The sequence below is a fragment of the Acinetobacter terrae genome, assembly GCF_013004375.1.
Classification (GTDB): domain Bacteria; phylum Pseudomonadota; class Gammaproteobacteria; order Pseudomonadales; family Moraxellaceae; genus Acinetobacter; species Acinetobacter terrae.
On record NZ_JABERI010000005.1, the window covers coordinates 1 to 17,103 of the forward strand.

Genomic DNA, 17,103 nt, shown 5'->3' on the forward strand with positions numbered 1-17,103 from the left:
ATTGCTGCGTAATCTTTAGCTTCACCGCCGTAATTTTTTGCACAAATTGTTGCAATTGCAGCAGTTAAAGTTGTTTTACCATGGTCGACGTGACCAATTGTGCCCACGTTAACGTGTGGCTTATTACGTTCAAACTTAGCTTTAGCCATGTTAATACTCCTCGTTTACGTCGAACACAATCCTGAGTAAAACCCAGCTCCGACATGTCGTTAAAAAACCAAACTTCAGATACTTGAAAAGCAGACTAAATAGCCTGCTTTTGGAATCTTGTGCAATCAAAATTGCTAAACTGAATATCTGGAGCTCTTATCCAGATTTGAACTGGAGACCTCTCCCTTACCAAGGGAGTGCTCTACCACTGAGCTATAAGAGCAATAAAATCTTCGATGGAGCGGGAGACGAGGGTCGAACTCGCGACATGCAGCTTGGAAGGCTGCCGCTCTACCAACTGAGCTACTCCCGCATTATTGGTACAACCACACTGTATCGAATTTCTTAAATTGGTGGTGAGGGAAGGATTCGAACCTTCGAAACTTTCGTAGCGGAGTTACAGTCCGCCCCCTTTGACCGCTCGGGAACCTCACCACATACACTTATTTCAGTGCTATTCTTCTACTCAACCACTTCAACTTCTAAGATGGTGCCGGCACACGGATTCGAACTGTGGACCTACTGATTACAAGTCAGTTGCTCTACCAACTGAGCTATGCCGGCGTTTCTTAGTGTTTCGAACGTTTCGTATCGGAACGGTGTGCAGTTTAGCAAAACCCAGAAACCTTGCAAGTGTTTTTTTAAAAAAAAATATCAAAAACTCATAAAATTAGTCCGTTTGATGATAATTCAACCGCTTTGATCACTGCGCGAGCTTTTATTTGAGTTTCATTCCACTCAGATTCAGGATTTGAGTCCACAACAAGCCCTGCTCCTGCCTGTACATAGACCTTATTTTCACGAATCACACAGGTACGAATGGCAATCGACATGTCCATTTCACCATGCCAGCCTAAATAACCCACAGCGCCACCAAAAACACCACGTTTTACTGGCTCAACTTCATCAATAATTTCCATGGCACGGATTTTTGGTGCGCCAGAAAGTGTGCCTGCGGGAAAAGTGGCTTTAAAAACATCCAGGGCATCGACATCATCGCGAACTTCACCCTGTACATTGGAGACTATATGCATGACATGCGAATAACGTTCGATCACCATTTGATCAGTGACTTTCACTTTGCCAATTTTTGACACGCGTCCGACATCATTTCGCCCCAAATCAATCAACATGAGATGTTCAGCAATCTCTTTTTCATCAGACAGCAAATCTTTTTCTAAAGCCAAATCTTCTTCTTTGGTTTTGCCACGCGGGCGTGTACCTGCCAGTGGTCGAACTGTAGCAATGCCATTTTCCAGACGGGACAGAATTTCAGGAGAAGAGCCGACAATATGGAATGGTTTTTTATTGTCTAAGGTTTGACCTTGGACTAAAAACAAATATGGTGATGGATTGAGATGGCGAAGCGCACGATAAACCTGTAAAGGCTCACCATCGAAATCAGAGACCATACGATGCCCCGGCACCACTTGCATCACATCCCCTGCACGGATGTATTCTTTTACTGTTTCAATCGACTCAAGATACTTTTCTTTGCCTGTGAGCGATTCAAAATGTGGTGCCGTATGTTTTTTCGCTTGCAGGCTAATCGGTTGAGCCAGTACTGCTTCCAAATCATCTAATTGTTGTTGTGCCTTGGCATAGGCATCCGGATCATTGACATCTGCATGCACAATCAAAAACAAAGTGTCTTTCAAGTTATCAAATACAATCACGGTTTTAGACAGCATCATCCAGATATCCGGTAATCCGACTGGATCGGCTGCTGGCGCATTGGTTAAACGTGGCTCGATGTAGCGTACTGAATCATAGCCAAAGTAACCTACCAAGCCACCGGTAAAGCTAGGCAAGGCGGGCAAGTCCTTTTGCGTTGGCACATGGAACTGGGCCAGAAAATCGCGGATATATTGGAATGGGTCGCTACAGGCTTGGGTTTCAATTGAACCATCGGCTTGCTGGATGGTTAAAACACTTTCATTGCATGAAAAAACCGTGGATTCACCCAAACCAATAATGGAATAACGTGCCCAGTTTTCACCACCTTCAACCGATTCAAATAAATATGCTTGTTGATGGTCTTTAAGACGCGCAAACACTGAAAGTGGTGTTTCGGTATCGGCCAAGCGCTGACGATAAACAGGAATAAGGTTGTAACCGTCAGATTTTAAGCTGTCGAATTGAGTTTGAGTGGTCATGAGTATGCTCTATGTTTTCGATATGGGCGGGTTTAAGTTCGTTTTGGTATTATCTGACTTAGTGTCGCCATCGAAAAACCATACAATTTCTCATTCCAATATCCTTACTTTTAAATTATTTCGCGAGTAATTCTGTTAAATCATCGACCACTTGCTGTGGCTGGCAATCCTGAATATCTTCACCATGATTATAGCCATAGCTAACCACAATACAATCCACTCCTGCACGTCGCGCTGCTTCTACATCATTGCTGGAGTCGCCAATCATTAAAGTTTCTGCCGCAGTGACCTCATATTCTTCAACACAATAAAGTAACTGACGTGGATGCGGTTTACGTTCTTCAAAACGATCGCCACCAATGACATCGACAAAATATTTGCTCAAGCCCAAGGATTCCACAATCATGCGCGCAGGTTGTTCTGGTTTATTGGTCACGCAGATCATTTGTTTATTATGACTTAAACCCCAGTCCAAGAAATCCACCACCCCAGTAAAAGGTTGGGTGTCCACACACGGCTCGGCATTATAAATCTTTAAAAAAGTCTCTAATAGTTGCTGATGCTGAGCAGGATCAACCTGTCCCGTTAAATACCGTAAAGTGCTGTGACAAAAAAGGGATGTGCCTTTACCCACCCAAGTCCGAACCTGTTCTTCAGTCACTTCCGGTAATTGCAAAACATTCAGGCTCATGTTCATGGCGCGATACAAATCAGATGCGGAATCCACCAAGGTGCCATCCAAGTCAAATAAAATCAGCTCACGACTTGCCAAGTTTGCTACAGACATCTTCTTCCTCTCATGATTTATCTCCCCCAACCACATCCAGCCAAATAATTAAGGCATGCGATTGCATGCCTTAATGGTATGTCGAGCACGCCCTTATTTAAATAATAACCATGCGATGATTGCAAGGACAATCAATGCAATAATGGTTATTAAGCCAATCGATGCGTTCTTTTGCTCTTCTTTAACTTGCTCTACACGAGATACAGGCTTTTCAATTGCCACAGGCTGCGGTTCAGGCTGTGCTTTGATATCAATTCCTTCTGGAATAGGCGCAGGTTTAGGGATTGCAACGCCTTGCGGCATACCATCACGGCTCACCTTAACGCTACTATCACGCTCTTTCAGCTCAGGCATGCCCTGATCATTCATTTGTTGAGCGACTGTTTTAGATGCTTGTTCAGCTTGTGCTGCTGCCGTTTCGGAAACAGCAACGGCTTCTGAAGGCTGTTCGCTGGCAGGAACCACTTCTGTTTCAGTGACTACAGGCTCAAGCGCAACTGCAGCTGATTCAATTACGACACGTGCAATGTCTTTTGCAGGTTCCAGTACGGAAAACTTCAGACTGGCAAACTGGACGATATCGCCTTGTTTCAACAAGGTTTCATGGTCAATACGTAAATCATTTACAAATGTGCCGTTAGATGAGTTTAAATCCTGCAGCCACAAGGCTTGGTCTTTTAGCAAGAAAGCCGCATGCTTGCGTGATATTTCCCCGGCTTGCAATACAATATCTGCGCTCTGATGACGACCGACCAACATATCACGGTCGATGCTAATTTCTTGTCCCGTCAATTCACCGGTAATTGCTTGTATTTTCCAAGTCATGAAATGCACTTCTCTTTGCGATTTTTTCTCATCATATCACGGCGAATCTTCAATTCTTTACCTACTCTGTTAAGAACCTGATCGAATCGTGGTCGTAGTTACGGTATTTTTAGTTCTTTTAACTTCAGATTTGGGTGCTGCGACAACCTGTCTTTGTACCACTGGTTCAATCGCCACAGGCGTAGTAACAACAGCAGCATTGGACTGATTTTGCCCACCTGATGGTACCGTTTGATAACCCGGTACTTTTGCAGCTGAAGGCGTTACCGGAAGACGTTGCTGATAAATATCATCCACATTTTCGGGTAACTTCGAGAAAGTGCCATCCTGATCCATCGCCAACTGCAAGCTATACAACTGACTGTAGCGTTGCTGAGACAAGCGCTTCACATCTTTAGCATCACCGACAATGGTGGGATGGATAAAGACCAATAAATTGCGCTTTTCATTCGACTTAACATCAGATCTAAATAAACGTCCTATACCAGGAATAGCGCCCAAACCCGGTACAGACTGACGACTCTGTAGAGAATTATCTGAAATCAAACCGCCTAAAACGATGGTTTGACCATGCTCAGCCAAAATCGAGGTTTTAATGGCGCGCTTACTGGTGACTAAATCCTGAGCCTGACCACGATCACGGGCTACAGCAGAAACTTCCTGTTCCACTTCTAAACGGACTGAACCACCTTCACCAATATGTGGCACCACTTTTAAAGTCACACCGACATCTTTACGTTCAACCGTGGTATATGGATTAATGCCGGCTGTGGTGGTTGCAACAGAACCTGTGACAAAGGGTACATTCTGTCCCACCACAATATAAGCTTCTTCATTATCCATGGTCACAATGGATGGCGTGGAGAGTAAATTAGACTTGGTTCTGCTGTTTAGTGCCTGAATCAGTGCCCCATAAAGTTTACGCGAACCATTACTGCCTTCTTTATAATCGGCAAGAATTAATGAAGTGCCTTTTAACCCGGCTGCTGCAGCACCTAAACCGGCAGAACCACCCGTTAAATAACCACCTGCCAAACTCGCCAGACTCGCACCCGCATTATCAAAGCTAATTAAACCAATGCCGCTGCTTAAGTCACCCAAGGCCCATTGCACACCGAGTTGATCGGCATCACTTCCCTCAACCTCAATGATGGCAGCCTCGATTAACACCTGTTGACGACGGATATCCAGCTGCTGAATAGCGGATTCAATTTCACGCATCAATTGGGGATCAGCTTTTACCACCAACGCATTCTGGCTGTCATCGGCAATAATACTGACGCCATTGCCATTAAAACTGGTGATGCTATTTTGATTATTACTGTTTGATCCACCACCCAAGTTAATACTTGGCGTTGAAATATTCGATGAGCTGTTAGTTGAGTTATTCGAATTGTTATTACCCAGATTATTCATCGTGCTATTGCTGCTCGATGAATAACTGTTCGAATTTGATGAGCTGGATACAGCCTGACCGGTGACCAAGCCTTGTAAAATTTCAGCCAGACTTTTCGCACTGGCATATTTTAAACGAAAGACTTTTAATCCACCCAAACGATCTGCCGCAGGCACATCCAGAATTTCAATCATTTGACGGATGCGCTTACGCGTCGCAGTATCGCCTTTCAGCACAATCCGATTGGTTCGTGTATCGGCAATGATGCGGATACGCGAGCCTTTTAGATCTCTGGCTGCTCCGGTGGAACTCATCGATTCAAGTAAACCAATCATTTCTTCTGCTTGACTCGACTGCAGTGTCACAGTCTCGATATCGTTTTGCCCAGTACCATCCAAATTACGGATAATAGTTTCAAGCTGATAAATATTATTGGCACGGTCTGAAACAATCAGTGCATTGGTTCCCGCAACTGCGGATAAATGCGCGAACTGCGGCATTAAAGGACGGATTGCAGGAATTAAGTCATTCGGATTGGTATTTTCAAGCCAGATGACCCGAGTCACGATTTGGTCACCCGTGGCACGTTGCTTGCCATCATAAGGAATACCGGAGCTTTTAACATTGCTATCCGGTACCAATTTGATGGTATTGCCCGAAGGAATAGCCACCACGCCATTGACATTCAATACACCAAGAAATAACTCGTAAACTTCAGCTTTATTTAAGGGTTTATTGGAAATTACGGTCACATTGCCACGTACACGTGGATCTACAGCAAAATTTTTCCCTGTAATATCTGCAACTTCATTAATAAATGCAGTTAAGTCAGCGTCACGTAAATTGATTTTCCATGTTTGTGCATGGCTTGCAGTACTCACCATAGCAATAAGTGGTGCAGCTGCAAATAAGGTCCAAACTGAACGATGATGATTAAATAAAGCCATAAAATTCCGTGCTTCCTAACCCTATAATGTGACAATGCATCACTTAAAAATTCTGTTGTATGGTCATCACTTGATCACCACGCTTTATTTCCAATTTAACTTGACCTTCGCGTCTCGCCTGTTCAAGCAACTGGGCATCGCTTTGCCCCTGCCCCACAGCCTGTCCGTTTAAAGACATAATCCGGTCACCCGGTTGCAAACCCAGCTTGCTGCGTAATGCTGCAGGAGTTCTTGAAGTGACTTCATAGCCCCCACTTGCCGCATTAACCCCCATATCTTTTAAATATTGTTCACGGTCTTCCTGTATTTTTTGTACTGCTTGTCCCAGAGCACTATTTTCCTGACTCGGTACCGCTTGAATCGATTGATGATTTGAGCTTGGAGCATTTACTACAGGCTGAACGATGGGCTGATCCAAACCATTTTCCATCCTTTTAAACGCTAACTCTCGGGTCGTACCATTGTTTTGGCGCAATACCACTCGATCCCAATACACTTCAGCCAACTGGTAAGAGGTCGTATCGATACTTTCCCCTACACGATAGCGATCTGCCACGTCATTTACTTTAATCACAGCAGAAGAAAATTGACTTGGGAAACCCACCACCACACCCTGCAATACAAGATTTATGTTCTCGTCCGCAGCAGCGCTCTTTCCAGCTTCTTGAAACAATGCAAATGAAGATATATTAGGGACTTGTGGTTGCTGTGAGCCTAATTCCACTCGCTCTAACTGTATAACTTGAGGGGGAGCCATCAACAACCAAAAAATGCTCGCCAACTTCCAGCATAAATATAAAATCAGCAGTGCCAGTAATATCGGCGCAGCACGATCTGCTTGTTTCCAATTTAACTGTTGAATTTTTTCGATCCATTGATTCATTAGAAGGCACCTTTAAACAAAGGTTGGCGCGAACTAATGACATAGGTATCTAAACCCGCTTTACCTTCATAGGAGGCAATATTGATCAATAAACGTTGGGTCAATTGCACATCAAGCATCAAGCCTGGATCCAGCTCTAAAGCAATCAGTTTTTGGTCACGCTGGTCACGAAGATCAAACATCAGCTTGTTATTTTCATCTGACAGTTTTCCTTTCAATGACGGCATATTCATTCGATCCTGTCGCTGAGCATAGGTATAAATCAACTCACCACCCGCCCACTGTAATTGACCGTCTGCCTGTGAAAAGCCCTGCTCTTTTTTATAGTTAAAATCGATATCCTGCAATTGAATGGCATTTGTAGGCCACTGCCAATCCACCATATTTTTTAATGTTTCAGGTGCAATTTGGCCATTCAAATCTTGAACCATGACTTTCTTGCCCAAGCCATAACCCACAACCCCATCAAGCTCGGTATGCCCACTATGGACTTCGACATGTGCCCCTAAACGCAGCAAAAACAGATCCAATGGTCGTGTTTTCCAACTTAACGACCCTCTTAGATTTCCTTTATGCCAATCTGCTTGCCCCTGCCAAATATTACCGCTTACATTTTGCAAGACCTGGTTGTTTTTATAAAATTTTGAAATGAGCCAAGCCGCTGGAATTTGGAGTAATACAAACAGAAAAAAAACGATGATGGCAAAGATCCACCAGGTGATGTATTTGGGTTTCTTTATCATCCCACCACGACCAACATATCTATTCTTCTTCCCTGAGCCACGATATTATCTTTCTATACACATTATGCACACTTTTTCCACAACGCCAATTCAAAGATATAAAAAAACCAAGCATATATGCTTGGTTTTTTTAGCCTAATCCAACTGGATGACAATCTCATGAATTCTAAAATTAGATGAGGAAGTCTTCCAGTTTTGCACCGCTTTCGAGTTCAGCAACCAACCAACGTGGTTGTTTACCGCGACCCGTCCAAGTCTCAGATGGATTCTTTTTGCTACGGTAACGTGGCTCTACAGATTTACGTGTGCTTTTTTTGCGTTTAGTTGCACCAAACTCTAAGATTTGTTCAATCGTCAAACCTACTTTATCTGCAATCTCTAAAATTTGCTGATAAGCATCTTCAACCGCTTGATCTTTTTTAGAAGCAATTAATGCTTCAGCTTCAATTTGTAAACGCTTTAACTCTTCAACAGATAAATTACTAATGTCCGGCATCATATTAACTCCCAAGAATAGATTTATATTTTATATATTCAAACTCGATCATAATATTTTTATTATCTAAAACATTCAATACAAAAGTTTAAATAAACAACAATATTTAAAAAGATTTCACACATCTATATATCTCTATATTTATTTATGAAAGCTTTTTAATATTTTTAAATTTGATGATTTACGATCAATTCAATTTCAGTCACTTTTTCTCGAATCACAGCAGGTATTTCAGTTTTATTCATATTTTCTTTATTTACACAAACGATGACTGCTTCACTCAATGCAACTACCATTTGTTGTGTCTCACTCCATAATAAATAACTCATACGCAGCGCACTGTTACGCATTTCCTCAACACGTACACCAATTTTAAGCTGGTCTGGATAAAATACTGGACGAATATATTTGCACTGATTGGATGCAACCACCGTATAAACATCTTGTTGAAAAATATTAAGTTCATCCATATAACAAATGCGGGCACTTTCAATATAACGATAATACATGACGTTATTGACATGCCCAAAGGCATCCATATCTCCCCAAGCGACTGACTGCTCATAAATAATAGGATAATCTGACAGGGTTAACATTTATTTAGCCTCATATTTTTATTTCAACAAAATTTGCATTATTTTCAAATATTAAATTTAACTGTTTAATTAAATCATCCTGACCTTTTAAAGTAGATTTAATTCTTAAATAATTCATCATCACATTATCTGGATAGAGTTCAAGCAACTTATCAGCTTCAGCATAACGTGCGGTTGCATCGTATATATGCCATTTAGCAAAGCTAAACACAGGCAAAAAAGGATATTTATTTTCCCAATAGTCAATTCGTTGCTCAACCCTTAAATAATCAGGGTTTTGTTTCAATAATTGCTGTTGAAACCATAAATAAAAAACGTCTTGATTAAATTGCTCATCTAACAAATGTAATGCCAGGTCTTCATGTTGCTGACTCATTTCTGGCATACGAGATAACAGCTTTAACCATAAAGTTTTTATCCCATAATTGCGACTATAAATTTGATCTTGCAAGTCTAAATAACGTTGTTGTAAATTTTGCAAATCCTCAACATCGGCTTGATCAAAATCAAGCAATAACTGTTGTAACCATTCCTGTTTGGTTTCGGTTCCCAAATGGCCATATTTAGTCGAACGCAAATACATCCATGGAAATTGAAGGGCAAACTTCCCCCATAATGCTGTTAAGCGTAAATCATAGGCACTTTTGACATCGTTTAACCACGGCGAAAGTTCATGCTGATTTAAAAACTCAAGATGGGTTAAGGCTTGCTCTCCATCATTTTGAGCCAGATAAATTTCGATCCGTTGTATTTCAGCCAATTCAAATGCCATGGCATTGCTTTGATTTAATATTGCAAGCGCTTGTGGATATTGCTGCTGCATCCAATACAATCGCGAACCAATAATGCCTTTTAATAAACCCGATTGCGAAAATACCCCTTGAATAAATTCATGCTGGTCTTGAGCTGCTTCTAATAACCAAATCACAGCCAACTGTTCATAGGGATGTAAATTTTTAAAATTAAAAATAGTTTCTAGCTTTCTTTGTTCTCTTTTTAAATAGCGCTTGATCGCCAACCATAGCAATTGAATGATTAAGCTCAGGCCGGCCAGGAAAATAAAAATGACCCAAATATTGGTTTGAATTTGCCATTCACGCCAATATAAATAAACATAACCTGCGCCATAACCATAACTTAAAACACTCAGCCCGGCGATGATAATCAAGCTGATAAAAGCATAAGCAAGTAAAACCTGTTTCATTGATCCATCACCCCAATAATGCACGCGTATTTAAACTTGGCGTCGGAATAACAGTAAATCCTTTTATTTTTTGGATATTCTGAATCAGTTGGCGTGATTTTTTATCCGGTATTTGATTTAACAATTGGATAATTTCAGTCAGCGATTCTTGGTATTCTAAATATTGACCTTGCTGTAGAGCCTGATGAGCCAATAATAATCTCAACTGCGCCTCTTTTAAAATCACTGGACGTTGCATTAAAGCTACAGCAGGCTGTTTTGCTGGTTCAATCACCAGCCAGCGCTGCCAAAAATATTTACTTTGAGGTTGGCTTGAACTTAATTGTGGCGTATTTATTTCCTGGGTTAATGCTTGATCTAACTGGTGTATTAAATCATCCACTTTTGTTTGCTGCGCAACTCGGGCACTTGCAAACTGCTGAATCACCTGCTGATCTTTCGCAATGACCTGATGCAAACTTTGCTTCAGTGATGGTGCCAAAGCATATTGTTCTAGGTTTTGATCTAAATACATTAATTTATCTAAGGCTTCATTGAATTTTTGCTGTTTCAGCATAAATTCAATCAAATCTAACTGCTGTTTAATCACCACAATTGGATCAATGCTTGATGCTTCGATGGTTTTTAAATCATGCCCTGCTTGAGCACCTTGTGCTACTGCCCCACCTTCAGCCTTTACATGACGCTGTAAAGCCACAAGCTGGTCATTTAAATTTGCATTGCTTTGTTCAATACGATGCAGACTGCTGTTTAATTCTGTTTGTTGTGCAGAGATATTAAATACGTCATAGCTTAATTTTATAATCCAGAGCAAACTTAAAATGAGTAATAAAATGAGAATTTTCTTCATGTGTTCCCTTGCACAACAACAATCTGCTGCAAAATTGAATCTGTTTTTAAATCAGGTAATCGCGTGATATTAAAACATGCTGGTTGATTTTTTTTATAATCCGAAACAACTTGATACAAGCGCTCACCTAAAACAAAGTAATGTCCTTTTGCAATAATCGCGTCTTGACCTTGCATCAGCTTAATCCAGTTTAGCCAACTCGCTTCACTGCTCACCACCATAGCATACTGTTGCTCTTGTTCTAATAAAGGCAATATATTTGGAAGATTCTGCTGAGTAAGTAAAGGACAACGGCGTTCATATAAAATAAAATTTAAAATATGCATGCCTTGCTGTTTTAACTGATCCATCATAAATGGACGCCCCCCCTCACCACGCCAAAAAGCGATGCACGTTCCGGCATTCATGCTTTTAAGCATTGGAAGTTGCAACATTCCTTCCGATGTTTCAACCAAAGGAACTTCAGCAACAATTCCATAGGATGCTAAAGCTTGCGCCGTTGTTTCACCTACCGCAATCCATTGGATATGCAGAAGTTTATCAAGAGCGATTGATGCTTGTTTTAAATAATCCATCCCTATTTGAACAGCAGTTGGACTGACCACCACGATCACCTGTGCAGCAAGCAATTGCTGATACAACTCAAATAATGCCGCTGACCAAGGTCGAGCCACCAATTCCAGTAAAGGCAAATCCAAAACAGGCACTTGAGCCATACGCAAGGTATGACTCAATTTTTCCGCACGATCTTGAGGACGGGTATTAATAAACAGCATATTAATAGAGCGCTTTAAGCAAATCACCCGCGCCTTGTTCCAGCAATTTCTGTGCGAGACTGACCCCTAACTGTTCAGCTTGTTCTGGAGTGCCACTCAGTTCAACTTTCAATAGCGTTAAACCATCTACACTCCCCACACGGCCTTCTATATGGAGTTGCCCTTGATTTAAAGTGGCATATCCTGCGATTGGCACTTGGCAACCGCCTTCCAAATAGGCATTGAAAGCACGTTCTGCACGAACACAAATATCAGTTTCAGCATGTAAAAGCGGTAAAATCAGATCAAGTACAGCTTGGTCTGTCGCACGACATTCTAAGCCGAGTGCGCCTTGTCCAACTGCAGGCAAACTAATTTCAGGTTGAAGTGTATGACGGATACGGTCGGCCAAACCCAAGCGTTTTAAACCCGCACTCGCCAAAATAATGGCATCATATAAACCTGAATCCAGTTTCGATAAACGTGTTCCAACATTTCCGCGCAAATCAATAATATTTAAATCAGGACGCTGTTTTAAAATCTGGGTTTTACGGCGCAGGCTTGAAGTCCCGACCTTTGCACCCTGTGGTAATTCATCAAAACTGTGATATGTATTGGAGACAAAAGCATCCAAAGGATCTTCACGTTCACAAATCACCGGCAAGCTCAAACCTTCAGGCAAAGCCATAGGTACATCTTTCATCGAATGAACAGCCAAGTCCGCACGACCATCCAGCAACGCTGCTTCTAGTTCTTTAACAAATAAACCTTTACCGCCAATTTTTGCCAAAGGCGTATCCAAGATTTTGTCACCTTGAGTGACGAAGGTCACCAACTCAACTTTAAGATCAGCATGCAATGCCTCTAAACGGGCACGAATATGTTCAGCCTGCCATAATGCAAGCGGGCTTTGTCGAGTTGCAATCTTCAAAATCTTCATAAATTTTAGAAACAGTCAATATAAGTACGTTATTCTAAACTTAACGCGCTCACTTGAAAATGCAAGTGAATTTGCACAGTTGTTGTCACCAAAATAATGAAAAGAGATTTACATTTTTTGTATTCGTTCTCTTAAATTGGGCAAATGGCGTCGGCTGACCGCCAAGCGCTCCTCCAATTCACGACAACGCACCTGGTACTGCCCCGAACTAATCACTTCGAGTCCATCCAGGAAATGTACTGAAACCAAGGCATTACGATGAATTCGAACAAATTGATCGCCAAATTCATTTTCCAGGTCTTTTAAAGTTTCATCAATCAGTACGCTGCCATTTTTATGGCGTACCGTGACATATTTTTGATCTGCTAAAAAATAATAAATATTTTCTACAGGAACCAGTTCTACCCCACGGTAGGTTTTTGCCACAATTTGGTGGCGTTTTATATTGAGTTCGTTCATATCTTCTTTTTGTTTTAAAGTGCTCATTTGTGCTTGAGTCAGTTTGGTTAAATGATCTAAAACCTGTTGTAATTCTTGCTGCATCACCGGTTTTAATAGATAGCCTTCTGCATGCGACTTAAATGCATCTAAAGCATGCTCATCATAAGCAGTACAAAAAATAATTGCTGGCATAGGCTCTAGCTGGCGCAAATACTGCGCACAGCTTAAACCATCCATTTCAGGCATTTGAATATCTAAAAGCACCACATCTGGCTCATAAAACTGAACCATATCAATTGCCTGCTGACCATGAGTTGCAGTTGCAACCACTTGATGTCCCAGTTGGGTGACTAAACGTGATAATCGCTCTACTGCGAGAGGTTCATCATCACAAATCAGGATGTCCATTTTTCCTCCTTTCACAGTCAACATCATTTTTTTTATAGGTTAACTATGATTTTTTATTTATATCGATATTGCACAACTGTGGTAAATATTCCCTTTCCCGCGTATGTCTGAAAGATCACAGTCCGTCCATAATAAGCCTCTAGACGCTGTTTCACATTCTCAACTGCAATACCATTTCCTTGTCTTAAATTTATTTTATCCTGTGTATAAGGGTTAGTAATAACTATATTTACTTGATTTTGCAATACTTCAACCAATATGCTTATCGTACTCTTTGTTAGAAATTTTTCAACACCATGAAAAATACTATTTTCCACTAAAGGTTGTAAAGTTAATAACGGAATTTGTACCTGAGAAAAGAGAACTTCATCGTCATATTTCCATTCTACGTGTAAACGATCACCCAAACGAATCTGCTCAATGGCCAAATAATGCTGACACAGTTCAATTTCATCCTTTAATCGAACCAGTCTAAGTTCTTTAAAACTCGCACGAAATAGCCGTGATAAATTCAGTAACATTTGCTCTGCTTTATCTGGATCAATGCTAATTAAGCTGATTACCGTATTTAAACTGTTAAACAGAAAATGCGGATGAATTCGTGCCTGCATGGCTTGAATACGTGCATGTAACTCACTATTTTGCTGACGTGCCCATTGCTCCCGAAAATACAGATAACGAAAACAAAATGTCCCGATTAGCACGCCATAACTGAGATGCAGCACCACACCATCCAATAAAACATCACTGCTTAAATTGTGAATTTGAAAATTTTGTCCAAAATAAATCAGACCATTCAGCACGATGGTGGTCAATAAAATAATAATCTGCAATAGAATGAAGCCCACAGCTAAGGCTTGCCCAAAACTTAAAGGCTGAATTTTTTTCTGAAACAGCTCAACCAATGCGACAAAAGCCAGCAAAACCCAGTTAATGAATAACATATACTGCAATAAACGCTCTACACTTAAAGCTGCCCATGATTGCGCTTCCGCTAAAGCTAAAATCATCGCCAAGATATTACTGGCAATAAATAATTCGATTAAATGTTGCCAACGCCCTATTTTCGTAAAAAAATAAGCGTATGTTTTATTTCCCTGCGTATGAGCAAAAGTTTGGTCGTCTTGTCCTTCGGCAAGTGAACCTGAATTTGTTATACTCTTTTTAGTTCTAATGCTTTTTATCCTATTGAGCCGACATGACCACATCTTCTAATTCCTCAAATCCGTCACAAACCCAAACTTCGGGTATGTGGGGCGGTCGTTTCTCTGAAGCTACTGACGCTTTTGTTGCTGAATTTACAGCATCTGTACAATTTGACCAACGCTTTTATAAACAAGATATTGCAGGCTCCATTGCACATGCAACCATGCTTGCAAAAGTTGGCGTACTTACCGAGCAAGAACGTGACGATATCATCACTGGCTTAACTGCTATTCAAGCTGACATTGAAGCAGGTAACTTTGAATGGCGCATTGACCTAGAAGACGTACACATGAACATTGAGTCTCGCCTGACTCAGCGTATTGGCATCACAGGTAAAAAATTACATACCGGTCGTAGCCGTAACGACCAGGTTGCAACCGATATTCGTTTATATGTACGTGACGAAATTGATGCGATTTTAAAATTACTGGAAAAATTACAAAAAGGTATTTTGGGCTTGGCTGCAAAAAACACCCAAACGATTATGCCTGGTTTCACTCACTTACAAACGGCACAGCCGGTGACTTTCGGTCATCATTTAATGGCGTGGTTTGAAATGTTGGTTCGTGACTCTGAGCGTTTAATCGACTGCCGTAAACGTGTGAATCGTCTACCTTTAGGTTCTGCTGCTTTGGCAGGTACAACTTACCCAATCGAACGTGAATACACAGCACAGCTTTTAGGCTTTGAAGCAGTTTGTGAAAACTCGTTAGATGCGGTGTCTGACCGTGATTTCGGTATTGAATTCAATGCTGCTGCATCTTTAATTATGATGCATTTATCACGTATGTCTGAAGAAATGATCCTTTGGACTTCTGCGCAGTTCAAGTTTGTGAACATTCCAGACCGTTTCTGCACAGGCTCTTCAATTATGCCGCAGAAGAAAAACCCAGATGTTCCTGAATTGATTCGTGGTAAAACCGGTCGTGTCTACGGTGACTTAATGAGTCTTTTAACACTCATGAAAGGCCAACCATTAGCGTACAACAAAGACAACCAAGAAGACAAAGAGCCATTATTTGATGCGATTGATACCGTTCGTGGTTCATTGATGGCATTTGCCGACATGATTCCTGCATTGGTTCCAAATATCGAAATCATGCGTGAAGCAGCGCTTCGTGGTTTCTCAACTGCAACCGACCTTGCAGATTACCTGGTTAAAAATGGCGTCGCTTTCCGTGATGCACATGAAATTGTTGGTAAAGCGGTTGCATTGGGTGTTCAAGAATCGAAAGATTTGTCTGAACTGACACTTGAACAACTTCAACAGTTCTCTGATTTGATCCAAGCCGACGTGTTCGAAAAAGCATTAACGCTTGAAGCATCAGTGAATGCACGTAACCACATTGGTGGTACTGCACCAGCTCAAGTTGAAGCTGCAATTGCTCGTGCCTATACACGCTTAGAAAAACTTTACGCTTAAGGAATAATGATATGTCTCGACAAGTATTTTGCCGTAAGTATCAAGCCGAAATGGAAGGTTTAGATTTTGCACCATTCCCAGGTGCAAAAGGTCAAGAATTGTTTGACAACGTATCTAAACAAGCTTGGCAAGAATGGCTTAAACACCAAACCACGCTGATCAATGAAAAGCGTTTAAACGTGTTTGAGCCGGATGCGAAAAAATTTCTAGAAGAGCAACGTGAAAAATTCTTTAGTAACGATGAGTCACTAGAAAAAGCTGAAGGTCTAAAGCCTGAGTAAAAAAGAAAGTGCTGCTTTCTTTTTTACGCAAGACAAGCAGCTAGGCTGCGCGTAGGCTTTAATCTGAAAAAACCCCCTAAAAAATAGGGGATTTTTTCATGCGCTGCCTTATTTTTCTGCAAGACAAGCGCTGAAAGCGCGCGTAGGCTTTAATTTAAAAAAGGGTTTCAATAAGAAGCCCTTTTTTAATGAGCACTGCTCCATCCTGAGGAATATATTCTGCAAGAAGATGAGAAGCGATGCTTCGAGTGAAAACTAGGACACTGCTTTCTTTTTTACTCAAGACAAACACCGAAGGTGTGTAGGTTTTAACCGATAAGAAAAGAATCCCCCTTATTAGGGATTTTTGAAATACGTTTTTTACATCTAGAAATAACTGTAAACTAAAACTACATTTCTCAATAAAACTCTACATTACAATACAATAACCTACATGATTCATAGAATTCATTCTCCTATAATCAGTTTCAAGAAGATGGTTAAACATCTTATAAAAGATATAAGAAATACCCGATTTCAATCCTAGATTTCCCCCAAAATCTAGGATTTTTTTTGTGTTCAAATTCTGAAAAACCATAAAATCAAATCAAAAAAAAACACCCTGAAACGGGTGCTT

17 protein-coding genes and 4 tRNA genes are annotated in these 17,103 nt (G+C 41.0%); 2 read left to right on the forward strand and 19 right to left on the reverse strand.

Annotated features, from left to right (window positions below):
- The 19 genes from HLH14_RS02745 to HLH14_RS02835 all read right to left on the reverse strand — a co-directional run.
- A partial coding sequence (locus tag HLH14_RS02745) for a GTP-binding protein (RefSeq protein ID WP_235940460.1) occupies window positions 1-149 on the reverse strand: 149 nt, incomplete at its 3' end.
- Window positions 150-298: 149 nt separating this feature from the next.
- Window positions 299-373: transfer RNA gene (locus HLH14_RS02750), tRNA-Thr, on the reverse strand.
- Between the two features lie 14 nt (window positions 374-387).
- A tRNA-Gly gene (locus HLH14_RS02755) sits at window positions 388-463 on the reverse strand.
- Window positions 464-501: 38 nt separating this feature from the next.
- Window positions 502-585: transfer RNA gene (locus HLH14_RS02760), tRNA-Tyr, on the reverse strand.
- A 53-nt stretch (window positions 586-638) separates the two neighbouring features.
- Window positions 639-714, reverse strand: a tRNA-Thr gene (locus HLH14_RS02765).
- Between the two features lie 98 nt (window positions 715-812).
- A complete protein-coding gene (trpE, locus tag HLH14_RS02770) occupies window positions 813-2,306 on the reverse strand; it encodes an anthranilate synthase component I (protein WP_171532607.1) in 1,494 nt (497 codons plus the stop codon).
- A 115-nt stretch (window positions 2,307-2,421) separates the two neighbouring features.
- Entirely contained in the window at window positions 2,422-3,093 is a 672-nt protein-coding gene (locus HLH14_RS02775; protein WP_171532608.1) for a phosphoglycolate phosphatase, read from the reverse strand.
- Window positions 3,094-3,186: 93 nt separating this feature from the next.
- A complete protein-coding gene (locus HLH14_RS02780) occupies window positions 3,187-3,918 on the reverse strand; it encodes an FHA domain-containing protein (protein ID WP_171532609.1) in 732 nt (243 codons plus the stop codon).
- A 69-nt stretch (window positions 3,919-3,987) separates the two neighbouring features.
- Window positions 3,988-6,261, reverse strand: a complete 2,274-nt coding sequence (gene gspD, locus HLH14_RS02785; protein WP_171532610.1) for a type II secretion system secretin GspD — start codon at window positions 6,259-6,261, stop codon at window positions 3,988-3,990.
- A 43-nt stretch (window positions 6,262-6,304) separates the two neighbouring features.
- Window positions 6,305-7,144 (reverse strand): type II secretion system protein N, encoded by an 840-nt coding sequence (locus tag HLH14_RS02790; protein WP_171532611.1) that lies wholly within the window; start codon window positions 7,142-7,144, stop codon window positions 6,305-6,307.
- Entirely contained in the window at window positions 7,144-7,887 is a 744-nt protein-coding gene (gspN, locus tag HLH14_RS02795; protein WP_171532612.1) for a type II secretion system protein N, read from the reverse strand. The genes HLH14_RS02790 and gspN overlap by 1 nt, the downstream gene beginning before the upstream one ends.
- A gap of 172 nt (window positions 7,888-8,059) precedes the next feature.
- Window positions 8,060-8,386, reverse strand: coding sequence for an H-NS histone family protein (locus HLH14_RS02800; protein ID WP_067725636.1), 327 nt, complete (start codon window positions 8,384-8,386; stop codon window positions 8,060-8,062).
- Between the two features lie 164 nt (window positions 8,387-8,550).
- Window positions 8,551-8,979, reverse strand: a complete 429-nt coding sequence (locus HLH14_RS02805) for an acyl-CoA thioesterase (RefSeq protein ID WP_171532613.1) — start codon at window positions 8,977-8,979, stop codon at window positions 8,551-8,553.
- 10 nt (window positions 8,980-8,989) lie between these two features.
- Window positions 8,990-10,183 carry a heme biosynthesis protein HemY gene (locus HLH14_RS02810; RefSeq protein WP_171532614.1) on the reverse strand — a complete coding sequence of 398 codons (1,194 nt, stop codon included), beginning with the start codon at window positions 10,181-10,183 and terminating at the stop codon, window positions 8,990-8,992.
- Between the two features lie 7 nt (window positions 10,184-10,190).
- Window positions 10,191-11,033 carry a hypothetical protein gene (locus HLH14_RS02815; RefSeq protein ID WP_171532615.1) on the reverse strand — a complete coding sequence of 281 codons (843 nt, stop codon included), beginning with the start codon at window positions 11,031-11,033 and terminating at the stop codon, window positions 10,191-10,193.
- Complete coding sequence (locus HLH14_RS02820; RefSeq protein ID WP_171532616.1) at window positions 11,030-11,809, reverse strand: uroporphyrinogen-III synthase; 780 nt, start codon at window positions 11,807-11,809, stop codon at window positions 11,030-11,032. Before HLH14_RS02820 ends, HLH14_RS02815 begins: the two co-directional genes overlap by 4 nt.
- Window position 11,810: 1 nt before the next feature.
- Window positions 11,811-12,728 carry a hydroxymethylbilane synthase gene (hemC, locus tag HLH14_RS02825; RefSeq protein ID WP_171532617.1) on the reverse strand — a complete coding sequence of 306 codons (918 nt, stop codon included), beginning with the start codon at window positions 12,726-12,728 and terminating at the stop codon, window positions 11,811-11,813.
- A gap of 108 nt (window positions 12,729-12,836) precedes the next feature.
- Window positions 12,837-13,577, reverse strand: coding sequence for a LytR/AlgR family response regulator transcription factor (locus HLH14_RS02830; RefSeq protein WP_067725628.1), 741 nt, complete (start codon window positions 13,575-13,577; stop codon window positions 12,837-12,839).
- A 53-nt stretch (window positions 13,578-13,630) separates the two neighbouring features.
- Window positions 13,631-14,785 (reverse strand): sensor histidine kinase, encoded by a 1,155-nt coding sequence (locus HLH14_RS02835; protein ID WP_067725622.1) that lies wholly within the window; start codon window positions 14,783-14,785, stop codon window positions 13,631-13,633.
- Between HLH14_RS02835 and argH the strand changes: the two genes are divergently transcribed.
- Window positions 14,776-16,206 carry an argininosuccinate lyase gene (argH, locus tag HLH14_RS02840; protein ID WP_067725621.1) on the forward strand — a complete coding sequence of 477 codons (1,431 nt, stop codon included), beginning with the start codon at window positions 14,776-14,778 and terminating at the stop codon, window positions 16,204-16,206. The two genes, HLH14_RS02835 and argH, sit on opposite strands and share 10 nt — an antisense overlap.
- A gap of 11 nt (window positions 16,207-16,217) precedes the next feature.
- The gene (locus tag HLH14_RS02845; RefSeq protein WP_067725620.1) at window positions 16,218-16,487 is read left to right on the forward strand and encodes an oxidative damage protection protein; all 270 of its coding nucleotides are present in this window, start codon (window positions 16,218-16,220) and stop codon (window positions 16,485-16,487) included.
- The last annotated feature ends 616 nt before the right edge of the window (window positions 16,488-17,103 follow it).